The 18,656-nt window shown below is 48.3% G+C and carries 14 protein-coding genes, 2 tRNA genes and 1 other RNA gene; 7 read left to right on the top strand and 10 right to left on the bottom strand.

Annotated elements, in window-relative coordinates; all coding sequences use genetic code 11:
- Positions 1-15: 15 nt before the first annotated feature.
- Complete coding sequence (locus tag ST42_RS10840; RefSeq protein WP_044073518.1) at positions 16-3,063, bottom strand: hypothetical protein; 3,048 nt, start codon at positions 3,061-3,063, stop codon at positions 16-18.
- Positions 3,064-4,413: 1,350 nt separating this feature from the next.
- On the opposite strand from ST42_RS10840, the gene ST42_RS10835 reads away from it, so the two are divergent.
- Positions 4,414-6,225, top strand: coding sequence for a helix-turn-helix transcriptional regulator (locus tag ST42_RS10835; protein ID WP_044073517.1), 1,812 nt, complete (start codon positions 4,414-4,416; stop codon positions 6,223-6,225).
- Between the two features lie 170 nt (positions 6,226-6,395).
- Here the strand turns inward: ST42_RS10835 and ST42_RS10830 are convergent, their stop codons facing one another.
- The 6 genes from ST42_RS10830 to ST42_RS10805 all read right to left on the bottom strand — a co-directional run bounded on the left by ST42_RS10830 (position 6,396) and on the right by ST42_RS10805 (position 10,949).
- Positions 6,396-7,064, bottom strand: a complete 669-nt coding sequence (locus tag ST42_RS10830; protein ID WP_022316070.1) for a Crp/Fnr family transcriptional regulator — start codon at positions 7,062-7,064, stop codon at positions 6,396-6,398.
- 6 nt (positions 7,065-7,070) lie between these two features.
- Positions 7,071-8,078 carry an FAD:protein FMN transferase gene (locus ST42_RS10825; protein ID WP_231557025.1) on the bottom strand — a complete coding sequence of 336 codons (1,008 nt, stop codon included), beginning with the start codon at positions 8,076-8,078 and terminating at the stop codon, positions 7,071-7,073.
- 143 nt (positions 8,079-8,221) lie between these two features.
- Positions 8,222-8,932 (bottom strand): DUF6048 family protein, encoded by a 711-nt coding sequence (locus tag ST42_RS10820; protein ID WP_156132500.1) that lies wholly within the window; start codon positions 8,930-8,932, stop codon positions 8,222-8,224.
- A complete protein-coding gene (locus ST42_RS10815) occupies positions 8,883-9,383 on the bottom strand; it encodes a DUF6452 family protein (RefSeq protein WP_044073516.1) in 501 nt (166 codons plus the stop codon). Before ST42_RS10815 ends, ST42_RS10820 begins: the two co-directional genes overlap by 50 nt.
- 36 nt (positions 9,384-9,419) lie before the next feature.
- Positions 9,420-10,382 carry a glycosyltransferase family 2 protein gene (locus ST42_RS10810; RefSeq protein WP_022316074.1) on the bottom strand — a complete coding sequence of 321 codons (963 nt, stop codon included), beginning with the start codon at positions 10,380-10,382 and terminating at the stop codon, positions 9,420-9,422.
- 18 nt (positions 10,383-10,400) lie between these two features.
- Complete coding sequence (locus ST42_RS10805; protein ID WP_042518857.1) at positions 10,401-10,949, bottom strand: DUF4199 domain-containing protein; 549 nt, start codon at positions 10,947-10,949, stop codon at positions 10,401-10,403.
- A 163-nt stretch (positions 10,950-11,112) separates the two neighbouring features.
- On the opposite strand from ST42_RS10805, the gene ffs reads away from it, so the two are divergent.
- Positions 11,113-11,211: signal recognition particle sRNA small type (gene ffs, locus ST42_RS13630), an RNA gene on the top strand.
- Position 11,212: 1 nt separating this feature from the next.
- Positions 11,213-11,289, top strand: a tRNA-Thr gene (locus ST42_RS10800).
- A gap of 314 nt (positions 11,290-11,603) precedes the next feature.
- Here the strand turns inward: ST42_RS10800 and ST42_RS10795 are convergent.
- Positions 11,604-11,676, bottom strand: a tRNA-Phe gene (locus tag ST42_RS10795).
- 524 nt (positions 11,677-12,200) lie between these two features.
- Between ST42_RS10795 and ST42_RS10790 the strand changes: the two genes are divergently transcribed.
- The 4 genes from ST42_RS10790 to ST42_RS10775 all read left to right on the top strand — a co-directional run bounded on the left by ST42_RS10790 (position 12,201) and on the right by ST42_RS10775 (position 17,122).
- Positions 12,201-14,309 (top strand): M3 family metallopeptidase, encoded by a 2,109-nt coding sequence (locus ST42_RS10790; RefSeq protein WP_044073515.1) that lies wholly within the window; start codon positions 12,201-12,203, stop codon positions 14,307-14,309.
- 21 nt (positions 14,310-14,330) lie between these two features.
- Positions 14,331-14,774, top strand: coding sequence for a deoxycytidylate deaminase (locus ST42_RS10785; protein ID WP_022317681.1), 444 nt, complete (start codon positions 14,331-14,333; stop codon positions 14,772-14,774).
- Positions 14,761-16,449: a S41 family peptidase gene (locus ST42_RS10780; RefSeq protein ID WP_044073514.1), complete on the top strand. Its 1,689-nt coding sequence runs from the start codon at positions 14,761-14,763 to the stop codon at positions 16,447-16,449. The genes ST42_RS10785 and ST42_RS10780 overlap by 14 nt, the downstream gene beginning before the upstream one ends.
- Before the next feature lie 61 nt (positions 16,450-16,510).
- Complete coding sequence (locus tag ST42_RS10775) at positions 16,511-17,122, top strand: 5-formyltetrahydrofolate cyclo-ligase (RefSeq protein ID WP_044073512.1); 612 nt, start codon at positions 16,511-16,513, stop codon at positions 17,120-17,122.
- Here ST42_RS10775 and ST42_RS10770 read toward each other — a convergent pair.
- Positions 17,116-17,406, bottom strand: a complete 291-nt coding sequence (locus ST42_RS10770; protein ID WP_042518849.1) for a DUF721 domain-containing protein — start codon at positions 17,404-17,406, stop codon at positions 17,116-17,118. The two genes, ST42_RS10775 and ST42_RS10770, sit on opposite strands and share 7 nt — an antisense overlap.
- A 74-nt stretch (positions 17,407-17,480) precedes the next feature.
- Positions 17,481-18,575 (bottom strand): DNA replication/repair protein RecF, encoded by a 1,095-nt coding sequence (gene recF / locus ST42_RS10765; protein ID WP_044073545.1) that lies wholly within the window; start codon positions 18,573-18,575, stop codon positions 17,481-17,483.
- Positions 18,576-18,656: the final 81 nt, after the last annotated feature.

Here is an 18,656-nt window from a genome sequence, read left to right as displayed (position 1 = left end):
GCATCAGAATGAGGGCTATCTTACCACAACCTTCGTTCCATTCACCATGTAGATGCCGCTTGGCAATGCCACTGTGCGTGTCTCGCCAGCCTTAAGAGAGGTAGTGTCTATTGTCTGTCCGTTGATGTTGCGGATATTGGTGCGCAGGTCCTTCGTTGCCGTGATGGTCAGCTTGCCTGTCTCTGCCGAGAACATGAAGCCGGCGCTCGCCGTTGCAGTCTCCGTTGCATTGTCTATCCATGATGTCTCAGTGTTCTGCTCAAGCGAGATGTTGAGGTAGCGCACATTGTTAGCTCCGTTCTGACATGCGTAGTATGATCTGAATGGCAATACGTACACATCCTGGAATCTCTCGTCGAGGAGAAGTGATGAGATGAACTTATCCTTGTTGAAATAGAATATTCCTTCAGTCTTCGGCACTTTCACTCCGCAGTATGAACCGTAGTTCACGAGGGTTGTAGCTTCGCCCTTGATCTTGCCCGTTGCAGTCTCACCCTGGATGAGAGGCTGTGTGAGCGTTGCCGGTGTAGCCTCGATAGTAGAACCGCTCTGGCGAACAACGAAGAGTACCTTGTCGCTGTTGGTTTCCTCCATCTGGTCGATGCTCACTACGTAAGCCTTGTTTGGCTGTGTAACGAACTGTCCTGTGAATGGCGAGAAGTGTGCGTCTGCCTCGTAGATATATTCGCCTGTCTCCTGGGCGTTGCTGAATGTGTTGTCGGTATTCATCGTGTAGAACGTGAATGCGCAGTTGTCTTTGGTCTGCACATAGCTTCCTGTCTCTGTGTCCACTGCCACTGTGAATGGGAGCATCAGCGATACCCACTTCTTTGTTTCATTGTGGTTGAGCGTCACCTTTCTCTTGTATACCACCTCGTTGGCAGCATTGAGTCGGATGCTGTAAGGAGCGAAGAACGGCTGCTGGTCTACCAGTTCGATATCGTTTTCCGACACGAAATCGTCACCGGAGAGGGATTTCGTCACTACGTTCTTCAGGTTGGCTGTCACACCCTCCGGCATATAGAGCAGTGCGTTGTCGCCGAGCTGTGCCTTGAGGTCGGCAAGAGTTCCCCATGTAGGATCAGCATCACTGAAGAGCAGCGACTTGATGTTGCTGGCGTCGAAATAGAGGATGTGCTTGGCGTTAACCGGTGCGTTGGTTACCTTGGTCTCCACGTCCTTAGCTATCTTCTTGATAATCTGCTTAGCGTATACATATCCCTCACCTTCCGGAATAGGCTTGTTGTCGGTGTCTTTCAGCGATACCTTCACGCCTACGTAATAGTTTGCGTCATAAGTGTTTGGCACTACGGCGTCTTTGTACACCTTGGTATAAGTCAGCTCCGGCACATAGTCTACTGTAGTCAACTTCAGGTCTGTTGAGTAGTATGCATAGAAGGCATGGCGTGGAGTAGTCGTAGGAGCGATGTTGTAGCGAGTCTCGTCGCAGACCACGAGATAACGCTTCACGTAGTCGTCACCATTGTTCACGACCATCTTATTCCATGTTCCGCCCTGAGTAATGTATGCTGCATTTGAATAGCGGTTCTCTACATAATAGTATGTACCGTCACCTGTTGTTCCAGCCTTGAAGGTGTCGGAGTTGTTACACTTGAACGCCTGTGTTCCTGCCACCTTCACTTCAATCTTCTTGGTGTAGTCGTGGTCGGCAGCCTCTGAGCGATGAGCCTGGAGGTTCTCATTAATCAAATCGTAGTATTCAGACTTCACGAAGTGGTAGCGAGAGTGCTTGCCCACAACAGTAGGATCTCCGTATGTCTCATCGGCATTCTTGTGGTGGAGTCCTTCGAAGGCGAAATGCAAACCAGTAGTACCGAAGTTTTTTGGCACAGCGAAATCCACCTTACCGTTAGTACCGATGGTGAAGTCGTCGGCGAGATACTGGTTCTTGAGTTTCTTCTCTCCCGATGGCTCGGTACAAGAGATATCCATCTTGTCGATGTATGGGTTGAGAGCCTCAAGCTGTACCTGCAGGCAAACGTATGCCAACTGATCACCTGTAAGTCCTTCAATCTGGAACTTGATGGCGTCGTTGTTAAGTTTCTCAAGAACGATGTCGCCAGTTGGATTGTCTTTGTTTACTGCCACTTCTTGAGCTACATTGTTACCTGTCTTGTCAAACATCCTGACAGTGAATGAATTGTCAGAGCTTGTAACCGCTGAGTTAACAGCGATAGCATTAGACTGAGTAATGTTATAGGCGGCTTTACCATTACTATCATAAGAAATTATGTAAGAATTTGAACCGCTGCGATAGAAGAGGGTTGTACCATCGGTATTAAATGAAGAGGCTTGGTTAGACTTGGTCGTAGTTCCCAAAGAATAGGTTGTAGGACCTAACCAACTAGAATTTTCTATGTGACGTAAATAAACCGTTGAGTTTTCCGATTTCGTTGACAACTTTCCATCTGTAGCATAATTCCATTCCACTTTGGTTGCTGTGAACTTCAGACTGGCATTCATATAATTACCTTTACCGTCGGTGATATAAATGTTGTCACCATTCTTGATGTTCTGAGCAACATTATTTGCGTAAACCAAGCGAGCGCCCACAATACGATAGCCTACAGGGATGTTGACTTCACCCTGTGCTACGGCATCAGTTGGTGTTTCAAGCCAATAAGTATTGTTCTTGAGACCAATATAAGTATTGGTTCCATCGAAGCCTAATTTGGCAATGTTTCCATCACCAGCGGTTCCAGGTTTTGCAGTACCACCAACTATACCAGATTTATCGTATAACAGGAAGTCTGCTTTGAGATCCTGTACGTTTTTGTACCAATACTTATAAGATGTATAGCCTTTTACTGTTTCCTGTTTGATAGATCCAAGGTCTACTCTCTGTGTCTGGAAAGGCAAAGCAAGACAACTTACACCTCTCGTCAAAGTGGTTACACCTGGCTTAAGGTTCTCATTGAACTTTTCCGTACATTCGAAAGTAATGACAAAGGAAACTATATCGACTTTTGCAAGCCCCGATTGTCCAGCATTAGGATGTTCCTGTTTAAAATACAGAATATTTCCCATGTCAGTATTGTTCATAGAAGTTCTCTGCATAGTAATGCCCGTACTACCTGTCTTTTGTATAGTTACAGACTCCTTTGTATCTTTAAACGTAGCATCCATTTCCTTAAGTGTTGTGGAAACTGCAGCTTCACTATTTGAATTTATTACCAACTTATAACTCGTAAAGCGATATCCCTTTGGTAATGAAAGAGACATGTGATTACAAATTGTACTCGAACCTGAAGCAATGATTAGCTTACCATCAGTCTGTGCTGAAACATTATTAGCATGAACACTCATCAAACCTGCTTCTGTAAGGGTTGCTTCGTCTGAAGTAATCAATGTCAATGGCAATTGGTTATGCACCCAGGCTCCACCATAGCCATTAAGATGTTGTTCATTATCGGTACTCGACGCCGATATCACATTACCGGTCTTTGGACTAATACTAACGGTCTGCGCACAGAGACCACCGCAAATCATCGTCAAGATGAGAATTGCGGCAGCCCTGATTACGCTTCTGTAATTAGCGACATTTAAATTTGTAGTTTTACTTTTCATAATTTTTAGTTTTTGTGGCGGCCTCCCGAAGGAGGCTGTCCATGATTAAACTTACTTTTTTGTTAGCGACATTATCTGTTTTAAGATTCACAACATTATTAATTATTGCTTACTTATTTTATATATGGAGAACCTGCGACCATAAAGATTCAGCAGGTGTGTTGGCTTGTTTCCGATAAACCTGTCGGTCTAAGGTGGCGACCGTCGTGTCAGGTTCTTGTTTGTTGTAACGATGCAAAGTAAATGAAATAATTCCATACTTGCAATAATTTCATTTGACTCATTGTAGCAATACACTTTGTTTCATGTAACGCTACGCAGAATAATACAATTGTTACAAAACAACACGTTTTTTATAAAATTTGGATACAAAACAAAATAAACCAAACAGGATATTTTTTACAAAGTTACAAAATCAATGAATGTCGTAAATTATCGCATCAAGCTAAAGCACAACGTTTTACAAAATATGAATAGCATAATAACGCAATTTGTAACATTTGCTATCTACAAAATAATGCGACATATCGCAAGAGAGGCTTGAAATGTAATTATTTTGCTATTATTAACAAAGAAAAGAAGTATGAATAAAAGAAAATAATTATATTTGTAGCGAATAAATAACGCGATTAATATATAATTGCATCGCAATTAAAGCTAAATCATTCAATACTAACCATACAAAGAAGACTTACCGAGAAACCTCCTGGGAAACAGCATCACTCCTTGACACTGAAGCAAGCAAGTGAAATATAACGACATATAAGGAAGTGGACCGATACCGACAACGGAAGTGGATGGTAAAGACGTGAAAGGAAAAGACAAATGGAGAAGAAACTAAACACTATATTGCTGATACTGGCAGTGACTATCGCCTTCATAGCTTGTTCACAGGATGAACAGGCAAAATCAACGGCTATAAAGAAGGCAAATTCCAAATACACCTTCGAATACGTTAGAGGCATCAGTCTGACTCAGCCCAAGCGCGCCCTGAAGATGATTGAGACCGGAAAGAAAGACGGTTCGATGACGAACATCGAGGCTAATTACCTTATGAGCATGGTTTACAACAACGCGCTGAGAAACTACAGCAAGGCGGCAAACTATGCCGTGGCAGCCCTCAACGACCCAGACATCAACAAATATCCGGAAAAGGAAAGGCAACTTTACAACATGGCTTCATCGCAGTTTTACAGCTGCGGCAACTATGTGGAAAGCCTTACCATGGCAGACAAGGGCATAAAGTTGGCATACGAGCATAAGGACAGAAAACTCATGTCACAGCTGCTGATGACCATCGGCGAATGTCATGGCGAAGTGGGAAACATGTGGCATGCCATAAATACCTTCGACCGCTGCATACAGATAATTACAGAACAACTGAAGAAGACTCCCGACTGGGACACATATTTCGACCTCGCCACCGTGTACTCACTGAAAGCGAATTCGGCTATCGACATCAAGGAATACAAGCTGGTAATCGACATGCAGCCGAAATACAAGAAATGCCTGGACAAGCTGAACAAACTGAAGGAGGATGTGAGCGGTGCCAACGACGTGGCAAACGCCGGATACTACTCGCTATTGTCAATAGCATACGAGAAGAGCGGCAATCATGCAAAAGCAAGGGAATGCTTCGACAACCTGCTCTCCACACGTACTGCCCTCTTGCCCGACGGTGCATCATACGTAGTGCCTTATCTGCTGGAGACAAAGCAATACAAAGAGGCGTTGAAAAAAATCAACGAAGAGGAGAAGACTTGGATGTCGCACGGAAGAGACACCGTGGACTACACTTACTCCAACACCATACTCATGAACAAAGCCCGTGTGCTGCAGGCTCTCGGAAGATATGAGGAGGCGATAAATACCGGAATGAGGGCATATAACCTGAGCGACTCGCTGACACGACGCATCAAGGAGCAGAACGCCACATGGCTATCGGAGAAGATGGGCAAGAAAGTGCTGAAGAGTTATATAGAAAACCAGGACAAGCAGCTGACGATAAACAGATGGGCAAACATCATCATGGGTGTATTGCTCTTCATCTGTATCACACTGATTGTCTTCGTCATTCGCGACAACAGGATAATAAAGAACAAGAACAGGGTGTCGTCATCGCTCATCGGGGAACTGTCTAAATACAAAACGGAACTTTTCGACAGGATGTTGGAACATCCAGACAAGGTGAATAATGCAGCATCAGCCAATGACAAGGCATCTGCAACAGATGACAAAGGAAAGGCTGTGAACTCCGGTGAGACAGTAAAGACGGAAAAGAAGACTGACAGCAAGGCTCACAACGAGGAGTATGAGCAATTCCTGAAGATTGAGAAGATGATATTCGAAAAGAACCTGTTCATCCGCACCAAACTATCGAGAACCGAAGTGGCAGCCGAAGCCGGAATGTCGACAAGCCATTTCAATGCCGTATTCGACAAATACTCTCAGCTGACGTTCACTAACTATATCAACAACCTGCGTATGGAGCGTGCGGCAAAGCTGCTGAAGGAAAAGCCGAACTATTCTATCGAAGCCATCGCCCAGGAATGCGGTGTGCCGGTGAGACAGACGTTCTACAGACTGTTCTCAAAGAAATACGGTATGACTCCGGCGGATTATAGAGACAATATCTAATCCTAAAACGGGATTAAGCCGTCTCCCTCCAATGGTAATCAGGACGCTTAACCAAAATCAAGCATCAGGACGCTTGATATGTTAATTTGAACCGACAGAACCCGTTTTATTATTTCATTAGCGGGTAAAATCAGATTTTCATCAGTGGAGCAGGAAATGGTTGGAGGGGCTTACAGTTTCTCCAGCGCTGCCACCACGATTTTTTCTCTCCCCATCTCGAGCAGTCCCTGTCTCTCCAGCTCATGCAGGGCTTTAGAAACATTGAGACGGCTCTCGCCGATCTCCCTTGCCAGTCTCACCATACCAACGACAAGCGTTTTCTTGCCGGCAGGATGGAGACAACGGGAAGAGAGGAAAAAAGCAATCTTCTTTCTGATGCCCTCAGGTCTTCGGCGCCAGGGCAGATGCTGCATCCTTTGAGTCAAAGTGCAAAGGATATTCATCAGATTGAGGCGGAACACCTCAGAGGCAGTAACGATTTTCATTATCTCCGCCTTGTCTATCGTCAGGAGGTTACACTCCGTGGCGGCAATGAATTTGCGTGAGTACCGCTGTGTCAATCCGAACAAACGCTCGGGCTGCAACACGCAAGGCGTGGCAACACACTCCACTATGCGATACCCACCATCGTCGGCAACCGTCTCCACATCCAGTTCGCCCTGCAAGACAAACGACAGTCCGTTGCACACCTCTCCTTCGGCAACAACCGTTCCGCCCCGCTCCACCTTGGAGAAGCCAAGTTTGACATGAGCTATGACATTGTCAAACTCGCTCAGGCTCATTCCCTGGAACAGAGGAAGGCGAGCCAGCAGACTATATGGATTGAAGTGATTACCCACGATATATTATTTATCCACGATATATCCCTTCATCGAAGGAGAGAACCACACAGCATTCTTTCCTTCAGAATCAGAATAGATGAAATAAGCCATCAGCTCCGTATGCTTCTCCAACACCTTCTTCGCCTTGTCGAGACCGAGCACCATGAATGATGTGGCATAGGCGTCGGCAGTGGCGCAGTTGTCGGCTATCACCGTGGCAGACAGGATATTGTGCTGCACGGGGCGACCGGTCTTGGGGTCGATGGTATGGGCATATTTCTTGCCGTTCTTATAATAGAAATTGCGATAGTTTCCACTTGTCGCCATCGCCTTGTCGGTGACATTGAGCACGGTCTGCAGTTCCTGGTTCACGTTCAGCGAATCGTCGGTAGGCTTCGTAACACCAATCTTCCACGGCATACGCTCGTCGTTGACGCCACTCACCACAATCTCTCCTCCTATCTCCACCATATAGTTCTTTATTCCCTTTGAGGCGAGCAGGCGCGCCACCATATCGCAGCCATAGCCCTTGGCGATGGCACTGCAGTCGAGCATCGTGGCAGGATTCTTCTTCACCACTCTCCCACTCTTCATGCTTACCTTATGGAAGCCCACAATCTTCCTCAGCTGGTTTATCTTCCTGTTGTCAGGCATCTTGCCGTGTTTGAATCCGAATCCCCATGCGTTCACCAATGGCGCCACGGTGATGTCGAAAGCTCCGTCGGTCTCTCCAGACACCTGTTCTGCCAACTTGAACACCTCGGTGAACATACTGTCAGCCACGACATCCTCATTGCGGTTTATTCTGGAAATAATGGACTTTGGATTGAAAGTGGAAAGCGAATTGTCCACCTTCTTCAGCTCAGCCTCGATTTCCGGCTGCAAGTCTTTGTCGCTCTGATATGTAATATTGTAAACGGTGCCGAACACGAAGCCCGTATTCTTCTGGAACGGAGCATTGCGCTGCTTGGCTACAATCAGCACCGCCGCTATAACGACAAACGAGAGGATACCCAACTTGAGGTATCTCATTTTCTTTTTATTATCCATATTTCTTTGATTTGTCTGCATTTATGTCTTTTTGAATTATACCTTATATACCTTTATTATATATCGACGTATACCTTCATTTCTTACATCAACATCAGAGATTGCCTTCCTCTGGATGCACCATGCTATATATCCAGCGAGATGTTGAAGAGAGCACCGAAAGCCGTAGTGCCAGTCTTTCCAAATCCCGGCACATACCATGACTTGCCGAGCTTTCCCTCGTCTGCTGTCAGCTTCTGCTTGTAGCGCAGGCTCCAGCCGAGATGCAGCGGACCGACGAGCTTCACGTCTACTCCCAGGGCAGCCTCAAGCCAATGATAGTTGCATTTTGCGCCCTTCACCTCGTATGGCGTGACGCCTCCCCACACGGGGTCTTCAACTCCCGGCGAAGCAAGGTCATACTTGTATGAAGTGAATGCATACCGCGCTCCCACATAAAGCCGGTAGATGTCGTGTTTGTTTTTCAACACGTTGAAATCCATTCCGGCACGGAAGAACGGTGCACTCGTCTTATAAGACATCTGTGTATTCTCCTCCGTGTGGTCTGCCTTGCCGTAACCCACCTCTACCACAGGGAAATACCTGTCACGCAGGTTGAGATGGAGGGCAGCCTCATACTGTCCGTAGTCGCTCACCGCCATCATAACTGGACCTACGGCATCCACCGACACTGAGAAGCCACGGAAGAGCGCCACGGTGTCGCGTTCTGCCACATTCTTCTTGGCAGCGGCATTCCGCTTCTGTGCATTGGCAGGGATTGCCATCACAAGGAGAAGCATCACCACGCTAATGGCGAGGCGAGAAATAAATGTGGAAGTGGGTCTTCGATGTGTCATAGTCAACGTTATGATAGTTAATAGCCACGGAGTCGATGGCGTGATGTGTTGTTGTCACTCCTTTAATCTTGTGGAAATATGATGCAGCACAATCCGTGGACTCAAAGTGCATCATATCTTCCTTGTCCACCACAATGGTGTCGAGGGATGCCGTCACACCATCCGTCAGCTCCACGAAGAAGGAGTCTCTGGGCTGCGCATTGCTTATGGGCAACGAGAATTTCGTGATGTCCTGGTCCTTGTTTATCAGCACGGAGTCAGAACCGTCGGTGCGGTTTGTCGACACCGTCATGGCAAGCCTCATAGTGTCCGTTCTCCCGTCGCCATCGAGCAGGGCATAATTGGTGAGCACCTTGTTGTTGAGCGGACAGTCCACCGAAGAGCAGGATGCTGCGACAGCGGCAACGGCGATGATTGCCGGCAACGACAGGCGGAAGGGTGAAAAATTCATATTTCGTTATTCTTGATTCAAAGATGTATTCTTGATTCAGATTTCCTTCTCCACCTGATAGTCGTTTCTCGTAGAGGAGTTGCGGCTTATCAGGTCGCCGAGGAATCCGGCGAGGAATAGCTGCGTTCCGATCATCATCATCGTGAGAGCGATGTAGAAGAAGGGCGACGAGGTGACGAGTCTCTGCGGAATGCCGTTGGCGAGACACCAGAGCTTGTCTATGCCAAGTCCGAGAGCCGAGAGAAAACCAATCATGAACACCAGCGTGCCGAGGAATCCGAACACGTGCATCGGCTTTCTGCCGAAGCTGCTCAGGAACCACAGCGTTATAAGGTCGAGGTATCCGTTGAAGAAGCGGTTCCATCCCATGAATTTCGATTTGCCGAACTTGCGTGCCTGGTGGTGTACCGGCTTCTCGCCTATCTTGTCGAAGCCGGCATTCTTTGCCAGATATGGTATATACCTGTGCATCTCGCCATACACCTCGATGTTCTTCACCACATCCTTGCGGTAGGCTTTCAATCCGCAGTTGAAGTCATGCAGATTATGTATTCCGCTGACCTTCCTTGCCGTGGCGTTGAAGAGCTTTGTCGGAATGGTCTTGGAGAGGGGGTCGCCCTGCTTGCGGTTCATCTTGTAGCCCGAAACAAGGTCGTAGCCGTCTTCCTTTATCATGCGGTAGAGCTCCGGAATCTCGTCGGGAGAATCCTGCAGGTCGGCATCCATGGTGATCACCACATCTCCTTCTGCCTTGTGGAACCCGCAATACAGAGCGGGACTCTTACCGTAGTTGCGACGGAATTTTATTCCCTTCACATTCTGCGGATTCTCAGCGCGAAGCTGCTCTATCACATCCCACGACTTGTCGGTGGATCCGTCGTTCACGAATATCACCTCGTATGTAAAGCCTTTGCTCTTCATCACTCGCGCTATCCACGCATAGAGCTCCGGCAATGATTCGTCCTCATTATATAGAGGTATAACTACTGATATATCCATAGTCTGAAAATGTATTATCTATTGTTTGCGCATCAGCGCACCCACGGGCACACTGATGATAATGCCTAATATCACGTTGAGCGTCAGAAACTGGAACGCTATCTCTATCGGCCTTATCGTTCCCATGGTAGCCTGCAGGATTGCTATCATCTGCTTGGGATCCATGCCATACACCTCCGTAACGGCTTTAGCTGTCTCTGGCATTGAAAGCATGGCGATGGTCTGGTTCACCATGTATCCTTGGTCGATAAACTGGAAATATACGTACTGTCCCACTGCCATGAGGATAGTGGCATAGAAGTATGTCATTATGGAATAGAGAGTGGCTTTGCCAAAGGAGATCCTGCCTCCGAGAATGCGGTCGCGGAACTTGCGGAGCCTCATGGCTGCCAAAATGATGGAGTATATGCCGATTGCCATTCCTGCGAGTCCGAGCATGGGCATCTGCAGATTGCCAATGAAGCAGAAGAAACTGACAACCCACATCACACCGATTATCGCTCCGTCGATTCGGGCAAAGGCGGTAAACTGCCGGTATTCGTCGTTAGAAGACTTGTTGATATCCATATTCTTTGTTCTTTCTTTATTCTTTCGTTGTTATTTCGATGCAAAAGTACTTATTTTATATGGTATAACGAGTATAGGCAGACTTTTTTTTGAAATTTCGAAGGAAAAAGTTTGTGGAAAAGATAAAAAGCATTACCTTTGCACCCGCAAAAGTGAACAAGACGGGTAAGTCTTGTACGGTCAGCTCCCTTCGAATCCTCCAGGACGGGAACGTAGCAAAGGTAGTTGGTTGTAGCGACGCGATACAAGTAGCTTGCCCACCCGCCTCTTTAGCTCAGTTGGCCAGAGCACGTGATTTGTAATCTCGGGGTCGTTGGTTCGAATCCGACAAGAGGCTCCACAAATGGGAAATGAAAAGATGAAGGGAAATGAGAGATGATATCCTGGTTTTAGGAAGCATCTCTCTTTTTTGTTTATATAATGTTTATACACCCCCAAACACTTGTGATATTCTACATCGTCAGGCAACGGTTCGTCCCAAATGGGGATTGGCGGATTATGGGTCAGCGGATTTTTCCGGTTGGCATCACCATAAGTTAGGAATAAAGTTTTGTGGTTAGTGCTGCATAGCGAAACGGATGGCGGATATCACTAAAAAAAATGACATAAAAAAAGCCCTGCTGCTTGCGCGAACAGGACCAATGAAAGGAGGAGTGGTACCACCAGGAATCGAACCGGGGACACAAGGATTTTCAGTCCTTTGCTCTACCAACTGAGCTATGGCACCATCATAAATTTATTAATGCAAACAACGCGTAAGCGTGATTTGTGGTTGCAAAGGTACACAAAAAGTTTTAACCTGCAAACTTTTCCTTCATTTTTTATCAAAAAAAACTGATTAATCGAGAGAAAACAAGAATTCATTTTCTTTTCCTAACGTGATTTTTCAGAAGAAAACAAAGATAACCTTCTGTATGTATTTCCGATTGGACAAGTCCGCTGATTTTTAGAAGAAAGTCAGACGACTTACCCAATTAACAATATGAATATATGCATTTATCCATTTTTGCCTGAAATCAGAGGACAAACCACCAGACAGGCAAGTGAATCAGCCGACAAGAAATCAACAACCCTATCAAAGCCGGACGGAAACAAAGCTATATAGCAACCACAAGACCATCACAACTGTTAAAAAAAGATAGAGCAGCGAGAAATGTCACCCATTTTGTTGTGTCATTTAGAAACAAAGGGTATCTTTGTATTAATAAATAAGTATCTTAAACCGAAATCAGAAGAAGGACAACATACAGTATGGAAGAAAAAGAAATTGAGAAGACGAAAAGAGTGAACCCATTCCTCGAACAATACAAGACACCGCACGAAACGGTGCCTTTCGACAAGATAAAGCTCGAGGACTACGAGGAGGCATTCCTCGAAGGCATCAGGCGCGACGACGAACAGATAGAAAAGACTATCAACAATCCCGCAGAACCAACTTTCGACAACACGATAATCAACGTTGACGACGATAAGGACGGATACTACGACTTGCTGTCGAGGGTTTCCACGGTGTTCTTCAACCTGCTCAGTGCGGAGACCAACGACGAGATGGACGCCCTGGCACAGAAGATGCAGCCGATACTGACGAAACACGCCAACGACGTGAGACTCAACAAGAAACTCTTCGAGAGGATAAAGGCGGTATACGACAACCACCGCGAACTGACTCCTGAGGAACAGAGACTGCTCGACAACTGCTACGACGGATTCGTGAGAAGCGGTGCACTGCTCGACGACGAGGGAAAGGAGAAACTGAGAAAACTTACCGAGGAGGCAAGCATGCTGTCGCTGCAGTTCTCGCAGAATCTGCTGAAGGAGACAAAGGCATACACCCTGCATATCACCGATGAGAAAGATCTCGACGGACTGCCCGACACGGCGAAGGAGGCGGCTGCCATGACTGCAAAGGAACAGGAGAAGAAGGGATGGATATTCACACTCGACTATCCCAGCTACAGTCCGTTTATGACATATTCCACACGCCGCGAACTGAGACGCGAGATGTATATGCAGCGCAACACGATGTGTACTCACGACAACGGGGAGAACAACCTGGAGATATGCAAGAGAATCGTTAACCTCAGAAGGGAGATAGCACAGCTGCTGGGATATGAGACGTATGCCGAATATGTATTGAAAAACCGTATGGCGAGCAATACGCAGAACGTGTACAAGCTGCTCGACGACCTCATCGACGCCTATATGCCTACGGCAAAGCTGGAGGTGGCCGACATCGAGAAGAAGGCGAAGAGCATGGAGGGCGACGACTTCAAACTGGAGCCTTGGGACTTCAGCTTCTATTCCCACAAACTGCAACTCGAAAAGTTCAACCTCGACGCCGAGATGCTGCGCCCTTATTTCGAACTGAGCCGCGTGATAGACGGAGTGTTCGGACTGGCAAACAGACTATACGGCATAACATTCAAGGAGAACAAGGACATCCCCGTCTATCATCCCGACGTGAAGGCATACGAGGTGTTCGACAAGGACGGTTCGTATCTCGCCGTGTTCTATGCCGACTTCCATCCGCGCAAGGGAAAGCAGGGCGGAGCATGGATGACGGAATATCAGGGACAATGGATTGACAAGAAGGGGGAGAACGTGAGACCACACGTTAGCGTGGTGATGAACTTCACGAAACCTACTGCCGAGAAGCCGGCGCTGCTGACACTGGGCGAGGTGGAGACTTTCCTCCACGAATTCGGACACAGCCTGCACGGCATGTTCGCAAACACCAGATTCGAGAGCCTTTCAGGAACCAACGTGTGGTGGGACTTCGTGGAACTGCCGTCGCAGTTCATGGAGAACTATGGCGCCGAGAAGGAGTTCCTGCGCACCTTCGCCTTCCACTACAAGACCGGCGAACCGCTGCCCGACGAACTGATAGAGCGGATCAGGAAGAGCCGCAACTTCATGGTGGCATACGGCTGCATGAGGCAGGTGAGCTTCGGACTGCTCGACATGGCGTACTATACAAAGAAGGATGCCTTCACCGACGACATCATACCGTTTGAGAAAAAGGCATGGCAGAAAGCGATGGTGCTGGAACAGCTGAAAGACACGTGCATGACGGTGCAGTTCAGCCACATCATGGCTGGAGGATATGCCGCCGGATACTACAGCTACAAATGGGCTGAGGTGCTCGATGCCGACGCTTTCAGCGTGTTCAAGAAGAACGGCATCTTCAACAGGGAAACGGCACAGAGCTTCCGCGACAACATCCTGTCGAAGGGCGGCACGGAGCATCCGATGACACTATACAAGAGATTCCGCGGATGTGAACCTACCATCGACGCACTGCTTGAGAGAAACGGAATAAAGAAAGCTTCGGCAGAGGAGAACCGCCAGACTCAACAATAACGACAAACACTATCAAGAATCATGGACGACAAAGAGAAACAGCTCAGGCTTGACCTCAAATACCTGCGCATGGCAGGTATATGGTCGGAGAACAGCTACTGCGAGAGAAGAAAGGTGGGATGCCTTGTCGTGAAAGACAAAATGATAATCAGCGACGGCTACAACGGCACGCCAAGCGGATTCGAGAACGTGTGTGAGGACGAGAACAACGTGACTCACCCCTACGTGCTCCATGCCGAGGCAAACGCCATAACGAAACTCGCCCGAAGCTCCAACAACAGCGACGGAGCGACGCTCTACGTCACCGACGCTCCATGCATAGAATGCTCCAAGCTGATAATACAGGCCGGCATCAAACGTGTCGTCTATGCCAGGGAATACAGGCTCAGCGAGGGCATCGACCTTCTGAAAAGGGCTAAAATCAATGTGATACATCTTAATCCAGACGAATATGAGACAAAATAGACCCAACCGACTGACGCCGATGCTTATGGCAATCTGCGTGATAGTGGGTGTGGTGATCGGCACTTTCTATGCCAACCATTTCTCGGGCAACAGACTGAATATCATAAACTCGGGAAGCAACAGACTGAACAACCTGCTGCATATCATCGACGATCAATATGTTGACGACGTGAACATCGACTCGCTCGTTGATATGGCGATACCGCAGATACTTTCTGACCTCGACCCTCACTCGGTTTATATCAGCGCCGAAGACGTGCAGAGAACGCAGGACGACCTCAAGGGCTCGTTCTCGGGAATCGGTGTGGAATTCGTTATCCGACAAGACACCATCCACGTGCAGAACGTGGTGAAGAACGGTCCGGCACAGCAGGCCGGCGTGTTGGCCGGCGACAAGATAGTCAGCGTGGACGGAAAGCCTTTCGTTGGAAAGGTGGTGACCAACGAAGAGGCGATGCGCCGACTGAAGGGACAAAAGGGCACTAAGGTGAAAATCGGAGTGATGAGGTATGGATCGAAAGCCGTGAAATACTTCACCATAACGCGTGCCAACATTCCTCAGAAGAGCATCTCGGCGGTGTATATGCTCGATGAGAATACGGGATATATCAAGATAAAGAACTTCGGTGAGAACACTTACGCCGAACTGCTCGTGGCTCTGGCGGAACTGTCGCAGGAGGGATTCGCAAACCTCGTGATAGACCTGCGCGACAACACGGGCGGATATCTCGAATCGGCTGTGCAGATGATAAACGAGTTCCTGCCCAAGAACAAGCTCATTGTATATACCGAAGGAAGGAAATCGCCAAGACAGGAGTTCCGCAGCGACGGCAGCGGCAGCTATCAGAGCATACCGCTCGTAGTGCTCATCAACGAGGCGTCGGCATCGGCTTCTGAAATCTTTGCTGGAGCTATACAGGACAACGACCGCGGAACGATAATCGGACGCCGCTCGTTCGGAAAGGGACTGGTGCAGAAACAGATGGAATTCCCCGACGGCAGCATTATCCGTCTGACCACCGCCCGCTACTACACCCCATCGGGACGCTGCATCCAGAAGCCTTATACGGCTGGCGACAATGTTGACTACGAAGAGGACCTGCTGGCGAGATACCAGCACGGCGAATTCTTCTCACAAGACAGCATCAAGCACACGGGACCTGCCTACCACACCGGCATCGGCAGGACGGTGTATGGCGGTGGCGGCATCACGCCTGACATCTTCGTACCGGAAGATACTATCGGCATGACGTCATACCTGAAAGAGGCGAGCATGAGCGGACTCATCCTGCAATTTGCCTTCGTATATACCGACGACAACCGCATCAAGCTGAACTCGTATAAGGAGATGATGGAACTGGCTGACTATCTGAAGAAACAGAACCTCGTGGACAAGTTCGCCACATTCGCCAACAAGAACGGACTCCAGAGGCGCAACCTGATGATAAAGAAGTCGCACAGACTGCTCGACCGCTATATCAACAGCCGCATCATATACAACATCCTCGACGAGAAGGCATGGACGCAGTATATCAACGGCGACGACAAGGTGATAGACGCTGCCCTCAACGTGTTCAAGAACAATGCGGCGTTCCCCAAGAAACCTCAGCCTGCTCCTAAGGCTGCCACAAAGAAGGCTGCAGCAAAGGGAAAGAAGCTGCATAATGGCAAATGAGGCGAAACGGGATGACGACCTGAACCCGACCATAATAATCTGACAAAGAAAAACTAACAACATGCTTACAAAGACAGAATTGAGAAAGGCTGTCAGACAGCTGAAGAAGCAACATACGCAAGAGGAACTCAAGGCGCTTTCTACCGTAATCACGGGAAAGCTCCTTGAGCTTCCATGCATCAAGGAGGCAACAACGGTGATGCTCTATTGTTCTCTGCCCGACGAGGTTTATACCATGGATATGATACACAGGCTGCACGGCGAGGGAAAGAAAATCGTGTTGCCAAAGGTGATCAGCGACTGCGAGATGGAACTGAGGGAATACGATGGCGACGCTGACCTGGAGGTGGGTAGCTTCGGCATCATGGAACCGTGCGGAAAACTCTTCACTGATTATGAAGACATCGACGTGGCGGTGATTCCGGGAATGGCTTTCGACAAGGACGGCAACCGCCTCGGCAGAGGAAAGGGATATTACGACCGCTTTCTGAACGCTGCCGTAAAGAGGGGCGTCAATGAAAAGTGTGAAAGCGGAAAAGGCGTCAATGAAAAGCGTGAAAACAGGAAGGGGAATACATATAAAATAGGTATATGTTTCCCGTTCCAGTTCGTAGATGCAGTGCCTGCCGACGAACATGACAACAGGATGGACATGGTGGTCTGCGGTCAATAAAACTTTATATCAGTTATTATCATGCTGCCCACCTCACCATTGAGACGGGTGATAAGCCGCTGCTTCATCATGGAGAGATCTTGACGAAGGGCGGGATTCTTTATCTTCACCATCAGGGTCTGGTTCTTTATGAACTTCTCTCCGGTGTATGCCACCACGCCCGGTCCCACGACCCTATCCCATGCGTTTACAAGACGATGCTGGAGGAGCGGCGTCTCAAGGCCGTTGCGTCTCAAACAGAGATTGAGCACATCGGCAAGATTCTGTACATCACGTCTGAACATATATTTTCTCCTTTCCTTTTTTGATTCTTAATCCAATCCCTACAAACAGACCATACGGCTGTGTGTATGTAGGTCTATACTATCTTTCCCCCCTCCACATTGAATATCCTGTAACTGGAGTCGCTCGCTTCGAGAATAGAGTCGAGATGGTCGCGGTTGGTGTCGGTGATGAATATCTGTCCGAACGCCTCACCTGAAACGAGCCTTACTATCTGTTCTACGCGCATGGCGTCGAGCTTGTCGAACACATCATCGAGGAGAAGTATCGGACAGGTCTTCGACACTGTGGCGGAGAGATAGTTGAACTGTGCCAGTTTCAGCGCCACCACGAAGGTCTTGTTCTGCCCCTGACTGCCCTCGCGCTTCATCGGGAAGCCATCGAGAAGCATCTCCAGGTCATCCCGGTGTACGCCATGCAGGGAATATCCCACGGCACGGTCTTTCATTCTGTCGCGACGGATAACATCGAGCAGCGGACCGCGCTGACAGTGCGACACATAGTTGAGACTCACCTTCTCCTTGCCGCCGGAAATTCGTGTATGGTAATCCTGAAACTGTGGCAGCAGCTCGCTGACGAAGGCCTTTCGCTTCTCGTATATCAGTTCGCCCTCCTTTGCCATCTGTTCCTCCCAGATGTCGAGCAGTGCGCCGTCTGGTTCTTCTTCCATCTTCAGGAGGGAGTTGCGCTGCTGCAATGCCTTGTTATATCTCGACAGCGCCTGCAGATAAGTGGCGTCGGTCTGCGATATCACCACGTCCATCAAGCGCCTCCGCTCGTCGCTCGCTCCCTCTATGAGATATGTGTCTGAGGGGGATATCATAATCAGCGGAATGAGTCCGATATGTTCCGACAGGCGCTTGTAGTCTTTCTTGTTGCGGCGGAAGCGTTTCTTCACTCCGCGCTTCATGCCGGTATAGATATCCAGTTCGTCGCCATCCTCGTTTTCATACACTCCCTCGATGACACAGAAATCCGAGTCGTGGTTGATCACCGTGGAGTCTACGGAACTGGTGGCACTGCGGCAGAAAGAAAGATAATACACGGCATCGAGGAAATTCGTCTTGCCCTCTCCGTTTGAACCGATGAAGCAGTTGATGCCCGGCGAGAGGTGGAGCGATGATTCCCTTATGTTCTTATAGCCGAGAATATTGATGTTCTTTAGATACATGACTTTCTTTCCGGAGTATTTTCTGATTATCAAATTTATTGTCTCACAATCTTTTTCCGTCGTGCCCGCTGCCTCTCGCAT

The sequence above is a fragment of the Prevotella pectinovora genome (assembly GCF_000834015.1).
In the GTDB taxonomy this organism is placed as follows: domain Bacteria; phylum Bacteroidota; class Bacteroidia; order Bacteroidales; family Bacteroidaceae; genus Prevotella; species Prevotella pectinovora.
Note: the sequence above shows the minus strand (reverse complement) of the source record. Positions and strands in the feature narration are given on the sequence as shown.